The organism is Rhodococcus sp. P1Y (assembly GCF_003641205.1).
Taxonomy (GTDB): domain Bacteria; phylum Actinomycetota; class Actinomycetes; order Mycobacteriales; family Mycobacteriaceae; genus Rhodococcoides.
On the sequence record NZ_CP032762.1, the window covers coordinates 2,354,218 to 2,375,613 of the forward strand.

Genomic DNA, 21,396 nt, shown 5'->3' on the forward strand with positions numbered 1-21,396 from the left:
GTCGAGTACTCGGTGAGCCTCACAGGTAAAGACGACATCTCCTGTCATGTATTCGGATAGCGTTACGGATATGCGCGCCGACAGGCTGGTCTCGCTGGTACTTCTGCTGCGCCAGCGCGGATTGACCACGGCCGAAGTCCTGGCTGAGGAACTCGAGGTGTCCACGCGAACGGTCGTCCGCGATATCGAGGCGTTGTCGTCGGCGGGCGTTCCGGTCTACGCGGAGCGCGGCCGTCACGGCGGTTTCGCACTGTTACCGGGCTTCCGAACCGAACTGACCGGGCTCAATCACGACGAGGCGCTGGCGTTGGTGGCGGCAGCGGGGGCAGGTGAGCAGGTATTCGGTCTCGGTTCTGCATTGGCCTCGGCTCTGCGCAAAGTCATGGACGCGCTTCCCGACGGCAGTAGAGTCACCGCGAACGATGCGGCGTCGCGTTTTCTCATAGAACCCGAAGCGGACTTGCTGGCGCGTCGATCAACCACAGAGGACGTACCGGCCTCGGTGATGCGGAACGTTCGTCGCGCAGTGTTGGACGGCCGCAAGCTTCGCATCCTCTACACGCCGGCAGGCCGAGAGCCACAATGGCGAACTATCGATCCAGTCGGATTGGTCACGGTTCGCGGACGGGCGTACCTCCTGGCGATGCGCGATGGTGAGGATCGCACGTATCGACTGTCCCGGATCGCCGACACCGAGTCGCTGACCGAACCGGCAGAGCGACCGGATCGAGTTCAACTCGAACGACTGTGGCATGAGCGTAGTGCTCGTTTTCGAGCAGGCGATTCGCAAGTCCTGGTGCAGGTTCGGCTGAACCCGAAGCGGCGCGAGGAACTGGTCGGTACTGCATTGGCGGTTCTCACCGAGATCGCCGACGCAGACGGGTGGCTTCGTCTCGAGGTGACGTTCCAGGACGCCAGGCATGCTGAGTGGGCAGTGTGGCAACTCGGCATCGACGCCGAAGCTCTCGGCCCTCGATCATTGCGGTCCGCGTTGCACGACCGTGCCGCTGCCCTGATCGCGCTGTACGAATGCCCTGTTCAGCGCACCAACCCATGCTCGAACGCGTAGACCACCAGCTGCACCCGATCACGCAGATCGAGCTTGGTGAAAATTCGACTGATATGGGTCTTGACGGTCGCTTCGCTGAGGAACTCCTGTGCCGCTATCTCGGAATTGCTGAGCCCTCGTGCGGCAAGTAGGAAGATTTCGTTCTCGCGAGAGGTCAGGCGGGAAAATGTTGCCGGAGCGTGGGGTTCGGCAGGTGTCTCGGTGAAGTGCGCAAGCAACGCTGTTGTCGCCGACGCCGCGATCACCGAATTTCCGGCGTGAACAGTGCGTATCGCGGCGAGGAGGAACTCGGGGTCGGCGTCCTTCAGTACGAAGCCGCTGGCACCTGCCCGGATCGCCCGCGCTGCACTTTCGTCGAGATCGAATGTGGTCAGCACCAAGATCTTGGGCGGCGACGGCATCTCGTCGACGATGCGAGCCGTCGCGGTGATGCCGTCGACCTCGGGCATCCGGATGTCCATCAACACGACGTCCGGATGCTCGCGCGCAACCAGCTCCACACCGGCGGCGCCGTCGCCCGCTTCGCCGACGAACTCGAGATCGGGTTGCGAGGAGATCAGCATTCGGATTCCCGCTCGGAACAACTGTTGGTCGTCGACAAGTGCCACCCGGATGGGGGTCTCGTTCACTTACGTTCCCTTCGTTGCTGGAATCCGAACTCGGACGGTCCATCGACCGTCGGCGGCGCCTGCAGTGCACACGCCGCCGGACAGTGCCGCCCGCTCACGCATCCCGACGACGCCGTGACCGTGGTGCTCTGTATGACTCGACGTGGTCAGCGAATTGACGACGATCAATTCGACGCCGGTGGAATCGGTTTCGACGGTGAAGGAGACCGGTCGCTCGGTGTCGCCGTGACGCAACGCGTTGGTCAACGACTCTTGCGCGATGCGATAGAGCGCGAGCTGAGCCGCGGCGCCGATGGTCACCGGAGCGTCGGACAGGGAGGCGTCGATGCGGAGGCCGGCGGCGCGCATGCGGTCGAGCAAGCGGCCGATGTCGGTCAGCGCAGGCGTCGGGAGATCGTCTTCGCTGTGACGCAGCTGCGCGAGAAGTATTCGTACGTCGCCGAGCGCATCTCGGGCCGTGGCCGAAATCGTCGTGAGCGCTGTGTCCACGGCTTCGGGATCGACCGCGCGGACGTACCGGGCACCGTCTGCCTGTGCGATCACCACCGCGAGGGAATGCGCGACGATGTCGTGCATGTCGCGGGCAATTCTGTTGCGTTCCTGCTCGATTGCGATGTCGTTCTGCGCTCGCGCTTGCTCCAATTCGGCGAGCTCCTGCGCGTGCGCCGCCTCGATGGCACTGCGTCTGGCGTAGGAGAGACGACCGAGTGCCCACGACAATCCGAGAACCGCCCACAGGGCGGCAAGGACGATGACGAACTGCTGCAGGTTCCCGACGGCTTCGTCGCCGCTGACGAACGGGTCATGGCTGACGTAGGTGAGATACCACGCCGCCACGATTCCGCCGACGACCGCGGATGCGAGACCGAGCCGTCGAAGCAGTCGATCGCCGTATGCAGCCGAGCAATACAGGATGCCGAAGACTGCGACGTTGCTGGACAGTACGAGTACCGAGCCGGCCATCTGCACGACGGCCAGGGCCCAGGCCAGCGCGAGCGACAGCCGTGGCGATCGACGCCGGATCGCGAGGGCAAGGCCGAACCCGGCAAGGATGGCGAGACCAGGTGATCCGGACACGCCGCGAACGGTGGCTTGGAACAGAACCAGCACGAAGACGACCGCATAGGCGGTGTCGACCGCCTGACGTGAGGTGAGTCGCTTCCATGCCACCACACCAGGTTACTGCCGGCGACGCGCCTTCTCGAGAGCCGCAAGGGTGGAGAGGACCGTCGTGCGCTGCTTGTCGAGGTCCTTCAGTCGGGCACGCGCGGGAAGGCCCTGTGCGCCGTCGAGAGCCGAGATCTGTTCGTCGACGGCGGTGAGCTGGCCGAGAAGCTTTTCCACCCGCGACTGCAGTTCGATGGCGTCGATCCCGGTGACACCCGCCTGCGACTTCTTCGTCGGTGCGGCCTTTGCCGGAGCCGACGCGCTGGCCGGGCGCGGAGTCGCGGGTGCGGCTACTGCAGCAGCAGCCCTGGGGCGCAATGCTTTGCGGACGACGGCCGGGTCGGGCAATTTTTCGAGGCGGATGCGGTTCAGGACCTCGCGGGCGTCACGAGCGGTCACGCGGTACTCGCGCTCTTCCTCGTCGTCGGACGCAAGGGTTCCGCCGAGTGGGCGCAATCCGTACATCCCGATGAAGTGCTTGGCCTCGTCGATGACGGCTTCCTTCTCGCGGCACAAGCCGCAGCGCGGCTCGTTGCGATAAGTCTCGATCGAGTCGGTGCTCCCGCACCAGACGCACCCACCAGGGGTCCAACGTGCGATACGGACGGTAGAAGTAGTGGCAGGACTGTCCATAGTTTGTGCGTCGATCACGACGAGTCATCTTAGGTTACAACGCAACCCGCTCCGCACACCCCTCCCCGACGAGCTGCGTTCTACGGTCGTGATAGTGACCGAACTCATTGCGTCGGGAAGATGTGGCGGAGCGGGAGTGGAGCCTGCGGAGTGACCTATGCAGAGCCGCGGGAGCGGAGCCTGCGGAGTGACCTACGCTGAACCGTTGAACAGGCTTGTCACCGAACCGTTTTCGAAGACCTCGCGGATGGTGCGGGCGAGGAGCGGTGCGATGGACAGCTCGGTGAGCGTGTCGAAGCGCTTCTCGTCGGTGATGGGCAGCGTGTTGGTGACGACGACTTCCTTGGCACCGCAGTTCGCGAGCCGGTCGGCTGCAGGGTCGGAGAGCACGCCGTGGGTGGCGGCGATGACGACGTCTCCGGCGCCCGCCTCCTTGAGGACCTTGACGGCGCCTGCGATGGTGCCGCCCGTGTCGATCATGTCGTCGATCAGGATGCAGGTGCGGCCCTCGACATCGCCGACGACGCGGTTGGACTTGACCTGGTTGGGCACCAGTGGATCGCGCGTCTTGTGAATGAAGGCCAGCGGTGCACCGCCGAAGCTGTCGGCCCACTTCTCGGCGACACGCACACGCCCCGAGTCGGGGGAGACAACCGTGATGTGTTCGAGGCTGTACTTGCCGCGGATATGTTCGGCGAGCTGGCTGTGCGCGTGCATGTGATCGACTGGGCCGTCGAAGAAGCCCTGGATCTGATCGGTGTGCAGGTCGACGGTGATGATGCGGTCGGCACCTGCGGTCTTGAGCAAGTCGGCGACGAGGCGGGCCGAGATGGGTTCGCGTCCGCGGTGCTTCTTGTCCTGGCGTGCATACGGGTAGAACGGCAGGATCGCGGTGATGCGCTTGGCCGACCCGCGCTTGAGCGCGTCGATCATGATGAGCTGTTCCATCAGCCAGGTGTTGAGCGGGAACGGGTGACTCTGCAGCACGAATGCGTCGGATCCTCGAACCGACTCCTCGAAGCGAACGAAGATCTCTCCGTTGGCGAAGTCACGTGCGGTCTGCGGGGTTACCTCGATACCCAGTTCCTTCGCCACCTGCTCGGCGAGTTCGGGGTGCGCTCGACCCGAGAAGAGCATGAGGTTCTTCTGGTTGTCGATCCAGTTCGGGGTGGTCACTGCTGTTCGCCGTCCTTTGATTCGTGCGCGTGTGCCGACTCGGCTGCCTGAGCACGTGCCGCAGCTTCCGCTGCTGCCGTGCCCGGACGTTTCTTCTCCACCCAGCCTTCGATGTTGCGCTGGGAACCAGCGGAGACGGCCAGCGTCCCCGGTGGTACATCGTTGCGGAGCACGGTGCCTGCTCCGGTGTATGCGCCGTCGCCCACACGGACCGGCGCGACGAACATGTTGTCCGATCCGGTTCGAACATGGGATCCGACCACGGTTCGGCTCTTGCTGACGCCGTCGTAATTGACGAACACGCTCGACGCTCCGATATTGGAGTGCTCACCGATGGTTGCGTCCCCGACATACGTCAGGTGCGGGACCTTCGAGTGATCGCCGATGGTGGAGTTCTTGGTTTCCACGAACGTTCCGACCTTGGCGCTGACGCCGATGTCCGAACCTGGACGAAGATATGCGAAAGGCCCGACGGTAGCGCCGGGCCCGATGGTGGACTTCTCGCTCTGGGTACGTACGACGGATGCGCGTTCTCCGACGATGGTGTCCCGCAGGGTCGTGTCGGGTCCGACGACTGCGTCCTCACCGATGTGCGTGCTGCCGAGGAGCTGCACGCTCGGCTCGAGGCGGACGTCGGAACCGAGCGTGACGTCGACGTCGATCCACGTGGTCGCCGGATCGACGACGGTGACTCCGGCGCGCATGTGCTTTTCCACGATGTGGCGGTTGAGCACTCCGGTGACGTGTGCGAGCTGGACGCGGTCGTTGACGCCGATCACCAGATCGGGATCGGCGAGCTGCGTGCCGTACACGGGCAGACCGCTGGACTTGCTGATCTTGACGACGTCGGTCAGATACAGCTCGTGCTGTGCATTTGCGGTGCTGAGCTTGCCGAGCGCCGACCGGAGGGCCTCCGCGTCGAAGGCATACACGCCGGAGTTCACCTCGTCGATCAGGATTTGCTCTGGGCTGGCGTCTGCGTGCTCGACGATTTCGGCGACCTGATCGTCCTCGGTTCGCACGATGCGCCCGTATCCGTTGGCATCGTCGGGAACGAAGGTGAGGACGGTGGCGGCCGCGGGTAACGGTGCACTGAGGTGCTCGTCGAGCAGTGCTTTGAGCGTGTGGCCGTCGAGCAGCGGTACGTCGGCAGCCGTGACCAGGATGGTGCCGTCGAAGTCGTCGGGAAGTGCGGCCAGTCCGCACTGAACCGCGTGGCCGGTTCCGAGCTGTTCGTTCTGGACGGCCGTGGTGATGGTTCGTCCGAGTTCGACGCTCAGTTCGGCAATCGCTTCGGTGACGCGTTCACGATCGTGTCCGACGACGGTGACGAGGTGGTCGGGTCCCAGATCGGCAGCTGCGTGGAGGGCGTGGGCGAGCATCGTGCGCCCGGCGAGAGGATGCAGAACCTTCGGGGTCTTCGATCTCATCCGGGTACCTGCCCCGGCTGCGAGAACGACCACGGCGGTGTGCAACGGCAACTGAGCTCCTCGGGCGACATTCGCGTGACTACTACTTCAAGGCAGAAATCTCTCGCTCCGCCGCCAGGACTCGAACCTGAACTATCTGAACCAAAATCAGAGGTGCTGCCATTACACCACGGCGGATTGTGTGACCAGCGGTTTCACCGACGGTCGAGTCTTCGGTACACAAGACTACGGCCACGGTTCTCCCACCGAGCGCAACGAGTCTCGCATGAGATGTGGCCGTAGGTCGAACCGCTCCATCCGATCGGTGTCATTCGTCCCATTAGGCTCGGCGGTCGGGGACCGCGTGAGGGTTCGCCCAGCAGTGCAGGCAGGACCGCGGTGCACGCGAGATCAGTGGGAGGTACGCCATGTCGGAGCCCGAGCGAGCGCCGCGCGTTCGTATGACCGGTACGCAGCGCCGCGAACAGCTCATCGAGGTCGGTCGATCGCTCTTCGCCGAACGAGGGTACGAGGCAGCATCGGTCGAGGAAATCGCCGGACGGGCCAATGTGTCCAAGCCCGTCGTCTACGAACATTTCGGCGGTAAAGAGGGCCTCTACGCAGTCATCGTCGACCGCGAGATGTCGGCATTACTGCAGATGATTACCTCGTCGTTGTCCCAGAATCGCTCGCGCGTGCGGGTCGAGAGGGTCGCGCTGGCGCTGCTGACCTACGTCGAGGAGCGGACCGACGGGTTCCGCATCCTGGTGCGCGATTCCCCCGTGGCAGCTCCCGACGGGACCTACTCGTCGCTACTCAACGAGGCCGTCGGGCAAGTGGGGCACATCCTGGCGGGTGACTTCACCCGCCGAGGATTCGATGCAGGGTTTGCACCGCTCTACGCGCAGGCGCTCGTCGGGATGGTGTCCATGACTGCGCAGTGGTGGCTGGACGTGCGAGAACCTTCCAAGGAAGTTGTCGCAGCTCATGTCGTCAACCTGTGCTGGAACGGACTCACCAATCTGGAGGCCGCGCCCCAATTGGGTCGCGAATGAGCCGACGATTTCCACACCTGTTGGGGAAAGAGCGGGTAGAGTTTGGTTTGTTGTTGTGAGACTTACTTCACACGGTCCTACCGAAGTTGTTCGGACCGTGCGCACGTTGACCGAGGTGTGAATGCCACTGGGTGGTACCGTTCGCTCGTAATTTGCGCAGTGGCAGTCCAGTATTGCGAAGGCGGATCCAATGGTCAGACAGGCACGCGCTGAAATCACACGCGACACCGTGCTGTCGGGTGCCGCGAACGTGTTCTTGCGTCTCGGTTATGCGAACGCGAGTCTCAGCGAGATCATTTCTCAGTCTCAGGTGACCAAGGGCGCCTTGTACTTCCACTTCGGCTCCAAGGAAGAACTGGCTCGCGCGGTCATCGACGAGGGGAACGCCCGTCTCACCGCTGCGTGCCAGCAGTTCAACGACGGACGCATTCCGGCGCTCGAAGCTGCGATCGGTATCTCCTACATCGTGGTCGACATGTCGGTCAGCGACCCCATGGTGTCGGCGATGCTGCGGTTGAGCCACCAGATCGGCGACTACCGAGGCACCCAGGGCAACGTCATGGCCGGGTGGAGCGAAGCGTTCAATTCGCTCGCGGCCAAGGCGATCAAACAGGGTGACCTCGCTGCCGACGCCGATCCCTCGATCATCGGTTCACTGGTGCTCGAGATTCTCACCGGTGTCCACATGGTTGCCGTTGCAACTGCCACCACCAACGAGTTGCCGTCGCGCATGGAGCGTCTCTGGTACTACCTGCTGCCCTCGCTCGTCACCGCGGGCAAGGTCGAGTACTTCCGCGAGTTCGCCGCTCGGCGCGTCATCCGCCACTGACCTTTGTCGGTGCAGCCGGATAGGATCGATCGCGACCGCCGGTTTCTGGTCCGCGTCTGCGGGTAGTTTCCGGGCATAAGTCGTGCCGATTTCTTTCAGGAGCCTCGCCGTTGTCTTCCGATTCCTCGCTTCACCTGTCGGGCCTTGCGCGCGTAGCACTGTCGGACTCTTCGCTGACATCGGTGACGGAGGCTGTTGGAGCCGCCGAGCGCACCCTCGTGGCACCGAATTCATCCCGGCCATTCGTCGCGGCGGCCATCGCGCAGCGCGCCCAGGTTCTCGTCGTCACAGCCACGGGCCGCGAAGCCGACGACCTGACCACGGAGTTGCAGCAGATACTCGGCGATACCGTCGTACAGTTTCCGTCGTGGGAGACGCTTCCGCACGAGCGCCTCTCGCCCAGCGCCGACACGGTCGGCCGCCGGTTGGAAGTGTTGCGAAGGCTCGCACGGCCGGACGACACGGACTACGGCCCGACGCTTCAGGTCATCGTCACCACGGTCCGTTCGCTCGTCCAGCCGATGGCGCCCGGTCTCGGTGAGATCGAGCCGATCGGGCTCAAGGTGGGCGTCGAGATCGATTTCGACGGCTTGATCCATCGCCTCGTCGAGCTTGCGTACACGCGGGTGGACATGGTCGGCAAGCGCGGCGAGTTCGCCGTCCGAGGCGGCATCCTCGACATCTTCTCGCCGACGGCCGATCACCCGGTCCGCGTCGAGTTCTGGGGTGACGAGGTCACTGAGCTCCGCGCCTTCTCGGTGTCCGATCAGCGATCGATCCCCGACATCGACATCACTTCGGTCATCGCACCTCCCTGCCGTGAACTGATACTTACTCAGACCGTCCGCGACCGTGCCGCCATCCTCGCGGGCGACAATCAGGCAGACGCTGCGCTCGTGGAAATGCTGGACAAGCTGTCGGCAGGTATACCGGTGGAGGGCATGGAAGCGCTCCTTCCGCTGCTGCAGCCGGGTGAGCTACAGTTGCTCGCTGACGTGCTTCCGGCCGGGGCTCACGTCCTGCTCTGTGATCCGGAGCGAATCCGCACGCGGGCAACCGATTTGGTGCGTACGGGTCAAGAGTTCCTCGAGGCGTCGTGGACGGCTGCGTCTGTCGGCGGCGCCGCCCCTCTGGACACGGCGACAGTCAACACCGACAGCCTCGGGGGAGTAAGCCTGGATCTAGGTGCGTCTGCGTATCGTTCGCTGCGTCAAATTCGTGAATCGGCCCAGGCACTGGGAAGGCCGTGGTGGACCATCAGTCCGCTCGCCTCGGGGAGCGAGACCGAGGTCGAACTCGCGGTCGAGTCGGTTCCGGAAGTCCGGGGCTCCGAGGAATTGTTGACCGGTGTCTTCGCAATGCTGCGGGCCCACGTGTCCACCGGCGGCCGTGCGGTCATTGCAGTTGCAGGAGCGGGAACCGCGACGAGGATCATCGAGCGTCTCGGTGAAGCCGAAGTGCCTGCGACACATATCGAATCGGGGGCAGAGCCGCTCCCCGACGTCGTCAGCGTGCTGTGCGGTTCGCTGCACGAGGGTTTGATTCTGCGCGACGCCGGGCTCGTCGTCGTCACCGAGAGTGATCTCACCGGCAACCGAGTGTCGGCGACCGAGGGTCGAAAGTTGCCCGCCAAGAGGCGCAATCAAGTCGATCCGCTCGCGTTGGTCGCCGGCGACAGCGTCGTGCACGATCAACACGGGATCGGTCGGTTCGTCGAGATGATCGAACGCACCGTCGGCGGTGCTCGTCGTGAGTACTTGGTCATCGAGTACGCGCCGAGCAAGCGCGGGCAGCCGGGCGACCGCTTGTTCGTGCCGATGGATTCGCTCGATCAGCTCTCCCGCTACGTCGGCGGAGAATTGCCCTCGCTGAGCAAACTGGGTGGATCCGATTGGGCGAACACCAAACGTAAAGCGCGCAAGGCTGTTCGGGAGATCGCCGGCGAGTTGGTGCAGCTGTATGCCGCACGGCAGGCCGCGCCAGGTCATGCGTTCGCACCGGACACCCCATGGCAGCTCGAGATGGAAGACGCGTTCGGATTCACCGAGACCATGGACCAGATGACGGCTATCACCGAAGTCAAGGCCGACATGGAGAAACCGGTACCGATGGACCGAGTCATCCTCGGTGACGTGGGCTACGGCAAGACCGAGATCGCTGTCCGTGCCGCATTCAAGGCCGTCCAAGACGGTAAGCAGGTCGCAGTGCTCGTGCCGACCACCCTTCTGGCGCAACAACATCTGCAGACGTTCACTGCTCGCATGGCGTCCTTCCCGGTCACGGTGAGGGGGCTCTCGCGCTTCACGCACGGCGCCGATTCGAAGCAGGTCATGGCAGGTCTCGCCGACGGCACCGTCGACATCGTCGTCGGCACCCACCGGCTGTTGCAGACCGGTGTGACGTGGAAAGACCTCGGGCTTGTCATCGTCGACGAGGAACAGCGCTTCGGCGTCGAGCACAAGGAGCACATCAAGTCGCTTCGTACGCACGTCGACGTCCTGACGATGTCGGCGACGCCAATTCCTCGTACGTTGGAGATGAGCCTCGCCGGTATCCGCGAGCTCTCCACCATCCTCACCCCGCCCGAGGAGCGTCACCCTGTCCTGACGTACGTCGGTGCGTACAACGACAAGCAGGTCGCGGCCGCTATTCGACGTGAGTTGTTGCGGGACGGCCAGGTCTTCTTCGTGCACAACCGGGTCAGCTCGATCGACAAGGCAGCCAAAAAGATTCGTGATCTGGTGCCCGAGGCTCGGGTGGCCACGGCGCACGGTCAGATGAACGAGGAGACCCTCGAACGCACGGTGTCGGGATTCTGGGAGCGGGAGACCGACGTCCTGGTGTGCACCACCATCATCGAGACCGGTCTCGACATCTCCAACGCCAACACGTTGATCGTCGAACGCAGCGATTCGCTCGGCCTGTCGCAGCTGCACCAGTTGCGCGGGCGAGTCGGACGTAGCCGCGAACGTGGGTACGCGTACTTCCTGTACCCCGCGGAGAAGCCGCTGACCGAAACGGCGTACGACCGGCTCGCGACCATTTCGCAGAACTCCGACCTGGGCGCAGGTATGGCCGTTGCAATGAAGGACCTCGAAATCCGCGGTGCTGGTAACGTTCTCGGCGCCGAGCAGTCCGGCCACGTGGCCGGCGTCGGGTTCGATCTGTACGTTCGATTGGTCGGCGAGGCAGTCGAGGCGTATCGAGCGGTCATGGACGGCAAGCCCATCACGACGGATGAGGCTCCCAAGGAGGTCCGCATCGATCTGCCGGTCGACGCCCACATCCCGCCGGACTATGTCACCAGTGATCGCCTGCGGCTCGAGGCCTACCGGAAGCTGGCGGCCGCAGTGGATTCGGATGGCATCACCGCGGTCATCGACGAGATGGTCGACCGCTATGGTCCGCTACCGGAGGAAGTCGGGCGTCTCGTGTCGGTGGCCAAACTGCGACTCATCGCGAAGGAGTACGGCCTCACCGACGTCAACGTCTCGGGTACTCAGATCAAGCTCGCGCCGATGGATCTGCCCGATTCCAAGCAGATCCGGCTAAAGCGGCTCTACCCGAACGCGGCCTACCGTGCCACCACCGGAGTGGTTCAGCTGCCGCTCCCGCGTGTCGAAGGCGGTGGCGTCGGGGCTGCCCGTGTGCGCGATGTGGAGTTGATTCAGTACATCGCCGACCTCATGCTGTCGCTCGACGGCAAGCCGTCTCGTTCGGTGTTGTTGGAGCAGACTGTGGGGGTGTGATGACGGTTGTGCTGCTCGATCCTGTCCGGCCGACAATGGTGCCAGCCGAGGCGATCGAATTCCTCAGTGGTGTAGTGCAGTTCACCGAGGAGGTTCCCGTGCGGACTCGGTGGCTGTTCTCGGGCACCGATGGTTCGACCGAGGTGCTGGTCAGTACCGATCCATCGAATCCAGACGTGAAAGAACGTGTTCGACGAGGCGAGCGCGTCATCTCGTCGCCCAAATTGCCCGGTGACGACCTGATCGCTGCAGTGGTGCTGATGGATCGGCTGCGTACCAGAGGCGGATGGGAGGGCGAGCAAACGCACGCCTCCTTGAGCGGCTACCTGTTGGAGGAAACGTACGAGCTCCTCGACGCCATCCACAGCGGCAATCTCGTCGACCTGAAGGAGGAGCTCGGCGACATCTTGTTGCAGGTGCTGTTCCACTCGCGGATTGCGCAGGACTATCCCGTGGATTCCTTCGACATCGACGGTGTCGCCGCCGGCTTGGTCACGAAACTGACCCATCGGAGTCCGCACCTCAGCGACGGTTCGACCGGCCCGATCGATGTTGTGGCGCAAGAGAAAGCGTGGGAAGAGAAGAAGGCGTCGGAGAAGGCGCGAGGGTCCTGCCTCGACGGAATAGCCTTGGCGCAGCCGGCACTGGCGTTGACGCAGAAGGTGATCTCGCGCGCCAGTAAGGCCGGGCTGCCCGACGAGCTCGTTCCCGACGACCTGCGGGTCGTTCACATCGGTGTCGATCACAGCCACGGCGGTGAGAGCGCGGAAGATCTGTTGCGGCGCAACGTTCTGTCCTTCGCCGGCCGCATCCGCGAAGCCGAGAAGTCGGCCATCGTGCACGGGGCTCGGCCGGGGAATCTCACTGCCATCGAGTGGATCGAGAACTGGGGTCGGCGGTAGTTTTCGCGGTTGGGTGGTTTGTTCGCTTGAATGGACCGTTGTAACTATCTGATCGTATGGATGGACCATCCAAGCGATCAGCGGACCGGGCTCCGATCGCTTGAACGTCACATTCAAGCCATCTGTTCGTATGAATGGACCATTCAAGCGATCGGCGACGCCCTACTTCCGCCAGAAAAGGTGGTGGGTGACGCCACTGGGGCTAGGGATGGCTTCGTGTTCGAAGCGATCGTTCAGTTCGTCCGGCGCATCCCAGAGCTTCAGACCGGTCCCGAACTCGATAGGTGCGACGACGATGTGCATGGTGTCGACGAGGTCGGCGTCGAGGAACTCTCGGATGGTGGTGACGCCGCCGCCGAGACGTACGTTCTTACCGTCTGCCGCAATCTTCGCATCCGCGAGAACCTGTGCTGCGTCCTTGTCGACGAAGTGAAACGTCGTATCGGACAATGTGATCGATGGGCGCTCGTGGTGAGTGAGTACGTAGACCGGTGTGTGGAAGGGTGGCTCATCTCCCCACCATCCCTGCCATTCGTGATCGGCCCACGGACCACGCTGAGGTCCGAACTTGTGCCGGCCCATGATCTCGGCGCCGATGTTGTTTCCGAAATCGCGCGCGAAGTGGTCGTCCAAACCACGGGAACCACCGGACCCGGCGTTACCAGGGAAGCTCGCTGTGGCGAAGAACCACTCCATCAATCGCAGATGGTCCAGGCCGAACGGACTCTCGAAGCTCTGGTCGGGCCCGGCCGCGATCCCGTCACTGGAAATGGTGAAATTCTGTACCCGAAGTAGCTGTTCCACGTGTGCTCCCGCCGTCGACGTTGCTTGTCCGAGGGTAGACCGGGCCGACGTCGTAAACTCATCGCCCCTCCCGCATGAATGCGGCATCGCAACTGTCTAACCGTTGCAATATGACATTGATGCGGAACACACGCAGCGCTCACTCGAACAACGTCGAACCCCAGTAGTCCGATTCGCCCAACCCCGGGGGACAGGCGAAGACAGCCGACCCCACGTGCTGGATGTACTCGTTCAACAGGTCTTTGCGCGCCAGCGCCAACTGCAGAGGCACGAACTGCGTCAATGGATCCCGGCAGTAGGCGATGAAGAACAGCCCGGCGTCGAGGTGGCCGAAACCGTCGGATCCGTCGGTGAAGTTGTAACCCCGACGCAGGATCTGGATGCCGCCGAGTTCTTCCTTCGACGCCAACCTCACATGTGCGTCCTTGTCGATCAGCAGGCCGTCCGGGCCCTTGGACTCCAGATCGAGCGGCTCGAACTCGTCCTTCAGTCCGTGCGGTGCACCAGTTCCCTTGCTACGCCCGATGACTCGTTCTTGCTCTTTCAGAGTCGTTCGGTCCCAGGATTCGATCAGCATGCGGATCCGTCGAGCAACCAGGTACGAGCCGCCTGCCATCCAGGGTTGGTCGTCGGCTTCCGAAACCCACACGAAGTCGTCGAGCAGGGAGGGGTCCTCGGCCTTGAGGTTGGCCGTTCCGTCCTTGAATCCGAAGAGATTTCGGGGGGTGGCTTGCGTTGTCGACGTCGACGACGTCCGCCCGAACCCGAGCTGCGACCATTTTACCGACACGGTTCCGAACCCGACGCGCGCCAAGTTGCGAATGGCATGTACGGCGACCTGGGGATCGTTGGCGCACGCCTGGATGCAGAGATCACCGCCGGAGCGTCGCGCATCGAGGTTGTCGGCTGGAAAGTGTTGGAGATCGGCCAACGAGGCAGGCTTGAAAGATTCCAAACCGAACCGCGAGAACAACCCCGGCCCGAACCCGATCGTCAGTGTCAGCGATGACGCCGAAAGCCCCAGTGCTTCACCGGTATCGGTGGGCGGTTTGTATTCGCCTGCCCCGATGGCACCGTCGTCGAATGTCTCTTCGCCACGGACCATCCGCTCGGCCATCGCGGTCCACTCCTTCAGGAGAGCGACGAAGTCGTCCCGAGAATCGGTGGTGATGTCGAAGGCCACGAAGTGCATCCGGTCCTGGGCGGGCGTGACGATGCCGGCCTGGTGGGCACCCCGAAATTCGACGACGTCGGTTGCCGGCGGCTCGGATCCCGACGCCACCGCGTGACCTGCGACGGCCCCGACGCCGACGAGAGCCGCCCCGGTCCCGAGGGCTCCGAACAGGCGTCGCCGAGAAAAACCGGAGCCCGAAGTCGCAGCCGGAGAGCTGGGCTCTCCGGCTGGACCTGACTCAGAATTATTGTCCTGCAACGACACCCTGCACCTGACTCACTTCGGCGGACAATGCGTCGATCTTGTTTGAAAGTTCTTGGCGCTGTGGCTCGGTCACGGTGTCGTAGAACACGAAGCCGTCACCACTACGGTACTTGGCCAGTTCGGCGTCGAGCTCGGCGAAGCGGGCGTCGATCGTGGTGCCGAGTTGTGCGTCGTTCTGGTCGATGATGGGTCGGACTGCCGCGACCGCTGCCTGCGAGCCGTCGACGTTGGCCTGGAAGTCCCAGAGGTCGGTGTGGGAGAAGAAGTCCTCTTCGCCGCTGATCTTGGTCTTCGCGACCTCGTCGAGCAGCCCTTGGGCACCGCCGGCGACCTGAATCGGGTCGACCGTGAAGTCTTCGGCTTTGACCTTGTCGGCCAGCTCGGTGATGTCGGCCTGAAGCTGATCGGCCATCGCATTGGTATCGGGCTGAAGTCCCTGCGTCCACAGGTCCTTTTCGATGCGGTGGAAGCCGGTCCACTCGGCACCGGGCTCGACATCGGGCTCGCGGAGGTCGATGCGCGGGTCGAGATCGTCCGGGAAGCTCTCGGCGACAGGCTCGATGCGCTCGTAGTAGCTACGAACGACGGGGAACTGAGCCTTGGCGGATTCGATGTCGCCTTCCTTCACCGACGCCACGAACTGCGCGGTGGTCTCCTGGAGTGCGTCGACCTGGCTGACGACGTAGCGCTTGTAGCCGGACGCCGCCTCCTCGAGCAAGCCGTCGTCGTCGGCTTGGCGAACTGCGTCGCCGGTGACGACGAAGTCCGCGCGGACGCCGTCGCCGACCATGCCTGCCTTGCAGGCGGTTTGGTACGTGCCCGGGTCGGGAAGTGCCACGATGAGCTGACGCGTCAGGCCGGGTCCGATGTTCTCGACCTCACCCATGACGCGGTCGCCTTCGCCGTAGACGTAGAACTCGGTGACCTTGTTGCCGTTGTTCGTGATCTGGAACGTCGAGTTGCCGGTGACACCCTCGGCGCTCGCGACATCGCACGTGGTGTCCGTCGCGGTGACGGCAATGTCCTCCGCGCTCGCCTCGGACGAGGACTTCTCGGTACAACCGGCCAGTGCGAGCGGCAGGACCGCTACTGCGGCCAGAGCGAAAGTGGTACGACGCATCGGGGACATGCCTTTCAAGAGACGGTCGCTGGAACGCGAACCGGTCGGAGAAACAGGAAGAGAACGATGACGAGATAGAAGAACCAGCCGACGGCTTGGAGCGCTGTCGGCTCGGGCCGGAAGTTGAAGATGCCGGCGAGCACGGTTCCGTACCAGCTCGAGGCGTCGTAATGCGCGGTGATGTCGAACGCGATGGAACTGCCGCCAGGCAGCAAACCGCCGATCTGCAACGCACGGATTCCGTACGCGAGGATGCCCGCCGCTACGACGATCAAGAAGATGCCGGTGTACTTGAAGAACACGGCGAAGTTGATGCGGATGGCGCCGAAGTACAGAAAGACCGTCAAGATTGCGGCGACGACTATTCCCAGAAGAAGTCCGAGCAGTGGCCACAGGCTGCCGTTCGCGTTCTCCGCGTACCCGACCATCAGCAATGCGGTTTCGACGCCTTCGCGGCCGACGGCGAAGAACGCGAGCGACAGTACCGCGATCGGCCCGACGGTCAACGCTCGCTCCATGCCCGAGCGAAGCTCGCCCGACATGTCCTTGGCTGCCGTTCGCATCCACAGGACCATGGCGGTGACGATCGCGACCGCAACCAGTGAGGCGAGGCCCGCGATGATCTCTGCGGTGAGACCGGTGACCGTCGAGGTGCCGTAGTGGATGACGAAGAAGATCAGCGCGACCATCGCGACGGCGGTTGCGACACCCAGCCAGACCCATTTCAGAGCGTCGCGACGATCGGCTTTGACGAGAAGCGCCACCAGGATCATGACGACGATCCCGGTCTCGAGTCCTTCGCGGAGCCCGATCAACCCACTTCCAAACATCTGAGTGGCGATCGAAGGCGCCGAACCGGCAGCGAGTACGGACACGGGTAGTGCTCCTGGAAAATGGAAACAAGGGTAGGCGACCCTCATGTGGATGATTGAAAACATACACCCTCGATTGAAGTGCAAACCTGGTTTGACCTGCTCTTACACGGCTCTTTAGGTTCTTATTACCTTTGGTGTGCAGGATGGGTGGAGTGAAGAACCGTCTTGGCTGGATGATCGCTGTGCTCTCGGCGGGACTGATGGTCGCCGCCTGCGGGTCGTCGGAGCCGCCTCGCGTCATCCCCGAGGGCATTCCGCCGGGGGCAGGAACGCCCGTCCCCGAGATCGATTTCAACGCGATGGGCCGGACGGCTGATCTACTGCTGGCTTGGGCGGAACCGCAAGGGGACGCGCTGAACATCTCCACACCGGCCCTGGCGGCCTACGGCCACGCGGCAGCAATCATGTCCGATACTTCGCCTGGCTGCGGCATCGCCTGGACAACCCTCGCCGGGATCGGCTTCATCGAGAGCAGGCACGGCACGTACCAGGGTTCGTCCGTCGCGCCCGACGGCACCGTCGCTCCTCCTATTCGAGGAATCCCGCTCGACGGCGGCCCCGGCGTCGCCGAAATTCCGGATACCGACGGCGGTGCGATGGACGGCGACCCAGTCCACGACAGGGCCATGGGGCCGATGCAGTTCATCCCGGAGACCTGGAAGAAATGGGGCGTCGACGCCAACGGCGACGGCATCGCCAATCCGGACAACCTCGACGACGCAGCACTCACAGCGGCGAGATACCTGTGCGCCCGCGGCGGGGACCTGAAGACAGCGGAAGGTTGGGAGCGGGCCCTCTTGGCCTACAACCAATCCGGCGTCTATCTCCGAGATGTGCGCGACGCGGCAGCCGCTTACTCTGTTGGAACCAGCGCCTGACAAAAAGTGGTCACTCCGCAGGCTCCGCTCCCGCGAGGCGCGAGCGTGACGGCAGAGCGGCTAGTCTGACAACCGGCACTTACCCGCCCGTCCCCGGTTTTTAGGAGAAGCATTCGTGGCCATCATTGAGCAGGTCGGAGCTCGCGAGATTCTCGACTCCCGTGGCAACCCCACGGTCGAGGTCGAGGTCGCATTGGACGACGGCACCCTGACCCGCGCGGCGGTACCCTCCGGCGCATCCACCGGTGAGCACGAGGCCGTCGAGCTTCGTGACGGCGGCGATCGCTACGGCGGCAAGGGCGTCGAGAAGGCAGTCAATGCGGTTCTCGACGAGATCGCGCCCGCCGTGATCGGCCTCGACGCCATCGAGCAGCGCGCTGTCGACCAGGTTCTTCTCGATCTGGACGGCACCCCGAGCAAGTCTCGTCTCGGCGCGAACTCCCTGCTGGGTGTCTCGCTCGCCGTCGCCAAGGCTGCTGCGGAATCCGCAGGTCTGGAGCTCTTCCGCTACCTCGGCGGCCCGAACGCGCACATCCTGCCCGTCCCGATGATGAACATCATCAATGGCGGCGCGCACGCGGACAGCGGCGTGGACGTCCAGGAATTCATGATCGCGCCGATCGGTGCATCCACCTTCAAGGAGTCCCTGCGTTGGGGCGCCGAGGTGTACCACTCGCTCAAGGGCGTCCTCAAGGCCAAGGGGCTGTCGACCGGTCTCGGTGACGAGGGCGGCTTCGCTCCCGATCTGGCAGGCACCAGGGCAGCACTCGACCTCATCCTCGAGGCCATCGAGAAGACCGGTCTCAAGCCGGGTCAGGACATCGGACTGGCTCTCGACGTCGCGGCCACCGAGTTCTACACCGCGGGCACCGGCTACGCCTTCGAGCGTGAGACCAAGTCGGCCGAGCAGATGTCGGCGTTCTACGGCGAACTCGTCGACGCCTACCCGCTCGTCTCCATCGAGGATCCGCTCGACGAGAACGACTGGGACGGCTGGGTTGCCCTCACCGAGGCAATCGGCGACAAGGTTCAGCTCGTCGGCGACGATCTGTTCGTCACCAACCCGGAGCGCCTCGAAGACGGCATCGTCAAGGGCGCGGCCAACGCACTGCTGGTGAAGGTCAATCAGATCGGCACCCTGACCGAGACCCTCGACGCAGTCGAGCTCGCTCACCGCAACGGTTACAAGACCATGATGAGCCACCGGTCCGGCGAGACCGAGGACACCACCATCGCTGACCTGGCAGTTGCCGTCGGCAGCGGCCAGATCAAGACCGGCGCACCCGCTCGCTCCGAGCGCGTCGCCAAGTACAACCAGTTGCTGAGAATCGAAGAAGCTCTCGGTGACGCGGCGCGTTACTCGGGCGAGCTGGCTTTCCCCCGGTTCAATTACGAGGGATAGTTTTCAGCTCGGCTTTGAAGTGAGATGCGCGAAGGTGGGTCATGGCGGCACGACGAGGAAGACCAGGAACAAGTCCGAACGGACCTGATCCTCGGCCTCGTGGCCGCTCGGCTTCGCGGAATCGGTCGGCCTGGGCTGCGTCGGGAAACCAACCCAGCTCCGGTCAACCGGCTCCCGAACCTTCCGACCAGGCGCGCGACGCCGTCGTCGGGGGTAAGGCAGCACCCAGGCGTGTCGCAGCCCGCGATTCCTCCGGCGGAGGCGAGCGCACATTCTTCGGGCTCTCGACGGCTCGTGCCGTCATCCTCGCGGTGGTGGTGTGCGCGTTGGCGTTGACCCTGGCAATGCCACTCCGGACGTATTTCTCGCAGCGGGCGGAATTGGATCAGGTGGCTGCCGAGCGTAAAGACCTTCAAGCTCAGGTCGACGCGCTCGCGCTCGAAAAGACTCAACTCAACGACCCGACGCGCATTGCCGCGGAGGCTCGTACTCGGTTGCGGTGGGTCATGCCGGGGGAGACGCCGTACACGGTTCAGCTGCCGGGCGACGTCGGACCGACCGTAGAAGAGGCCGACGCTGCCAAGAAGTCCGAGGGTCCCTGGTACCGGGACCTGTGGGAATCCGCGGTGCAACCGCAAGGACCAGTCGAAGAACCAGAATTGGTGCCGGACCGGGCTGTACTTCCCGAGCCGGCTCCCGAAATCGAAGGAGGACCGGTCGGGTGAGCTCGGCAGTCTCGAAGGAAGATCTCGACGCCGTAGCGGCTCAACTCGGACGTGAACCTCGCGGCGTGCTGGAGATCGCGTACCGGTCTCCCGACGGTCGCCCCGGCGTCGTGAAAACCGCCCCCAAGCTGCCCGACGGCACCCCGTTTCCCACGCTGTTCTACCTGACCGATCCGCGGCTGACGGCCGAGGCGAGCCGTCAGGAATCTGCCGGTGTCATGCGGGAGATGACGTCGCGGTTGTCCGAGGACGAGGAATTGGCGGCCGGATATCGGCGCGCACACGAGTCGTACTTGGCCGAGCGTAACGACATAGAATCCCTCGGAACGGATTTCACCGGCGGCGGAATGCCCGATCGAGTGAAATGCCTGCACGTTCTAATCGCGCATTCGCTCGCGAAGGGCCCGGGTCTGAACCCGCTCGGTGACGAATCGGTGGCGCTGGCCGCCGAGAACTCGTTGCGGGGCACCGCTATTCCGGCCGACTGGCCCACCATCGCCGAACTACGCGGAGAGAATTCATGACTCGGGTAGCAGCCATCGACTGCGGTACCAACTCCATCAGGCTCCTCGTCGCCGACATCAAAGACGGTGTCCTGACGGATGTGGCCCGCGAGATGCGCGTCGTGCGGCTCGGCCAAGGCGTCGACGCGACGGGTGCCTTTGCACCCGAGGCGATCGAGCGCACCAGAGTGGCGCTGGAAGAATACGCCGGGATCATCCGTGAGACAGGTGCGTCCGCGCTGCGCATGGTGGCCACCTCGGCCACTCGCGATGCGTCCAACCGCGACGACTTCTTCGCGATGACGCGCGACATTCTCGATCCGATCGTGCCGGGCTCGGTCGCCGAGGTCATCACCGGCGACGAAGAGGCGCGACTGTCGTTCGCCGGTGCGGTCGGCGAACTCGATGCTGCCGGTGCACCTTTCGTGGTCGTGGACTTGGGAGGCGGCTCGACCGAACTCGTTCTGGGCGACCGTAAGGGTGTTCGAGCGGCATACTCCGCCAACATCGGCTGCGTCCGCTTGACCGAACGGTTCCTGTACAGCGACCCTCCCGCCGCCGACGAGATCGCCGCTGCACGTGCGTATGCCCGCGAAAAGCTGGAGGAAGCGTTCGAGGACGTCCCCATCGGCGACGCGACCAGCTGGGTCGGCGTGGCGGGCACCATGACCACTATCGCGGCGATTGCGTCGGGTCTGCCGGAGTACGACGCGGAGAAGGTGCACCTGACGCGAGTGTCGTTCGAGGACCTGTTCGAGGTGTGCGATCGACTCGTCGGAATGACCCGCGCGGAGCGAGCAGCGTTGGGCCCCATGCATCCTGGACGGGTCGATGTCATCGGAGGCGGATCGATCGTTTGTAGCGTGTTGGCCGAGGAGTTCGAGCGTCGCGGGGCTGTCAGCACTCTTGTAGTCAGTGAGCACGACATTCTCGACGGGATCGCCCTGAGCGTGTAGCGGCTCCGCCGCCCGTGCGCGCGTAGTTACCGCCCGACGTAACTACGCGCTCACCGAGGGTGACCTGCGGTTTCTGC

The 21,396-nt window shown here is 63.9% G+C and carries 19 protein-coding genes and 1 tRNA gene; 10 read left to right on the top strand and 10 right to left on the bottom strand.

Annotated elements, in window-relative coordinates; all coding sequences use genetic code 11:
• The first annotated feature begins 70 nt into the window (after positions 1-70).
• A complete protein-coding gene (locus D8W71_RS11075) occupies positions 71-1,069 on the top strand; it encodes a helix-turn-helix transcriptional regulator (RefSeq protein ID WP_121113444.1) in 999 nt (332 codons plus the stop codon).
• Here the strand turns inward: D8W71_RS11075 and D8W71_RS11080 are convergent.
• The 6 genes from D8W71_RS11080 to D8W71_RS11105 form a co-directional block, all read right to left on the bottom strand.
• On the bottom strand, positions 1,039-1,698 hold the full coding sequence (locus tag D8W71_RS11080) for a response regulator (RefSeq protein WP_121113446.1): 660 nt from the start codon (positions 1,696-1,698) through the stop codon (positions 1,039-1,041). The two genes, D8W71_RS11075 and D8W71_RS11080, sit on opposite strands and share 31 nt — an antisense overlap.
• Positions 1,699-2,868: a sensor histidine kinase gene (locus D8W71_RS11085; RefSeq protein ID WP_121118993.1), complete on the bottom strand. Its 1,170-nt coding sequence runs from the start codon at positions 2,866-2,868 to the stop codon at positions 1,699-1,701.
• Between the two features lie 9 nt (positions 2,869-2,877).
• Positions 2,878-3,516, bottom strand: coding sequence for a hypothetical protein (locus D8W71_RS11090; RefSeq protein WP_201265321.1), 639 nt, complete (start codon positions 3,514-3,516; stop codon positions 2,878-2,880).
• A gap of 174 nt (positions 3,517-3,690) precedes the next feature.
• The gene (locus D8W71_RS11095; RefSeq protein WP_121113450.1) at positions 3,691-4,674 is read right to left on the bottom strand and encodes a ribose-phosphate diphosphokinase; all 984 of its coding nucleotides are present in this window, start codon (positions 4,672-4,674) and stop codon (positions 3,691-3,693) included.
• Entirely contained in the window at positions 4,671-6,155 is a 1,485-nt protein-coding gene (glmU, locus tag D8W71_RS11100; RefSeq protein ID WP_201265322.1) for a bifunctional UDP-N-acetylglucosamine diphosphorylase/glucosamine-1-phosphate N-acetyltransferase GlmU, read from the bottom strand. The genes D8W71_RS11095 and glmU overlap by 4 nt, the downstream gene beginning before the upstream one ends.
• A gap of 55 nt (positions 6,156-6,210) precedes the next feature.
• Positions 6,211-6,281: transfer RNA gene (locus tag D8W71_RS11105), tRNA-Gln, on the bottom strand.
• A gap of 230 nt (positions 6,282-6,511) precedes the next feature.
• Between D8W71_RS11105 and D8W71_RS11110 the strand changes: the two genes are divergently transcribed.
• The 4 genes from D8W71_RS11110 (at position 6,512) to D8W71_RS11125 (ending at position 12,618) form a co-directional block, all read left to right on the top strand.
• Positions 6,512-7,138: a TetR/AcrR family transcriptional regulator gene (locus D8W71_RS11110; protein ID WP_121113452.1), complete on the top strand. Its 627-nt coding sequence runs from the start codon at positions 6,512-6,514 to the stop codon at positions 7,136-7,138.
• A gap of 190 nt (positions 7,139-7,328) precedes the next feature.
• Entirely contained in the window at positions 7,329-7,967 is a 639-nt protein-coding gene (locus tag D8W71_RS11115) for a ScbR family autoregulator-binding transcription factor (protein ID WP_121113453.1), read from the top strand.
• Positions 7,968-8,077: 110 nt separating this feature from the next.
• Positions 8,078-11,716: a transcription-repair coupling factor gene (gene mfd / locus D8W71_RS11120; RefSeq protein WP_121113455.1), complete on the top strand. Its 3,639-nt coding sequence runs from the start codon at positions 8,078-8,080 to the stop codon at positions 11,714-11,716.
• Entirely contained in the window at positions 11,716-12,618 is a 903-nt protein-coding gene (locus tag D8W71_RS11125) for a MazG family protein (protein ID WP_121113457.1), read from the top strand. The genes mfd and D8W71_RS11125 overlap by 1 nt, the downstream gene beginning before the upstream one ends.
• Before the next feature lie 162 nt (positions 12,619-12,780).
• On the opposite strand, the gene D8W71_RS11130 is transcribed toward D8W71_RS11125, so the two are convergent.
• The 4 genes from D8W71_RS11130 to efeU form a co-directional block, all read right to left on the bottom strand.
• The gene (locus D8W71_RS11130) at positions 12,781-13,422 is read right to left on the bottom strand and encodes a dihydrofolate reductase family protein (protein ID WP_121113460.1); all 642 of its coding nucleotides are present in this window, start codon (positions 13,420-13,422) and stop codon (positions 12,781-12,783) included.
• Positions 13,423-13,561: 139 nt separating this feature from the next.
• A complete protein-coding gene (gene efeB, locus D8W71_RS11135; protein ID WP_442972028.1) occupies positions 13,562-14,860 on the bottom strand; it encodes an iron uptake transporter deferrochelatase/peroxidase subunit in 1,299 nt (432 codons plus the stop codon).
• Positions 14,841-15,989 (bottom strand): iron uptake system protein EfeO, encoded by a 1,149-nt coding sequence (gene efeO / locus D8W71_RS11140; RefSeq protein ID WP_201265323.1) that lies wholly within the window; start codon positions 15,987-15,989, stop codon positions 14,841-14,843. The genes efeB and efeO overlap by 20 nt, the downstream gene beginning before the upstream one ends.
• Before the next feature lie 5 nt (positions 15,990-15,994).
• The gene (gene efeU / locus D8W71_RS11145) at positions 15,995-16,855 is read right to left on the bottom strand and encodes an iron uptake transporter permease EfeU (protein ID WP_121113464.1); all 861 of its coding nucleotides are present in this window, start codon (positions 16,853-16,855) and stop codon (positions 15,995-15,997) included.
• Between the two features lie 143 nt (positions 16,856-16,998).
• Here efeU and D8W71_RS11150 point away from each other — a divergent pair, with 143 nt between their 5' ends.
• The 5 genes from D8W71_RS11150 (at position 16,999) to D8W71_RS11170 (ending at position 21,319) form a co-directional block, all read left to right on the top strand.
• Positions 16,999-17,733 (top strand): lytic transglycosylase domain-containing protein, encoded by a 735-nt coding sequence (locus tag D8W71_RS11150; RefSeq protein ID WP_121113466.1) that lies wholly within the window; start codon positions 16,999-17,001, stop codon positions 17,731-17,733.
• Between the two features lie 115 nt (positions 17,734-17,848).
• Entirely contained in the window at positions 17,849-19,135 is a 1,287-nt protein-coding gene (eno, locus tag D8W71_RS11155; protein WP_121113468.1) for a phosphopyruvate hydratase, read from the top strand.
• Between the two features lie 41 nt (positions 19,136-19,176).
• Positions 19,177-19,860: an FtsB family cell division protein gene (locus D8W71_RS11160; RefSeq protein ID WP_121113470.1), complete on the top strand. Its 684-nt coding sequence runs from the start codon at positions 19,177-19,179 to the stop codon at positions 19,858-19,860.
• Positions 19,857-20,384, top strand: coding sequence for a DUF501 domain-containing protein (locus tag D8W71_RS11165; protein WP_121113472.1), 528 nt, complete (start codon positions 19,857-19,859; stop codon positions 20,382-20,384). The genes D8W71_RS11160 and D8W71_RS11165 overlap by 4 nt, the downstream gene beginning before the upstream one ends.
• Entirely contained in the window at positions 20,381-21,319 is a 939-nt protein-coding gene (locus D8W71_RS11170; protein ID WP_121113474.1) for a Ppx/GppA phosphatase family protein, read from the top strand. The genes D8W71_RS11165 and D8W71_RS11170 overlap by 4 nt, the downstream gene beginning before the upstream one ends.
• Positions 21,320-21,396 lie beyond the last annotated feature (77 nt).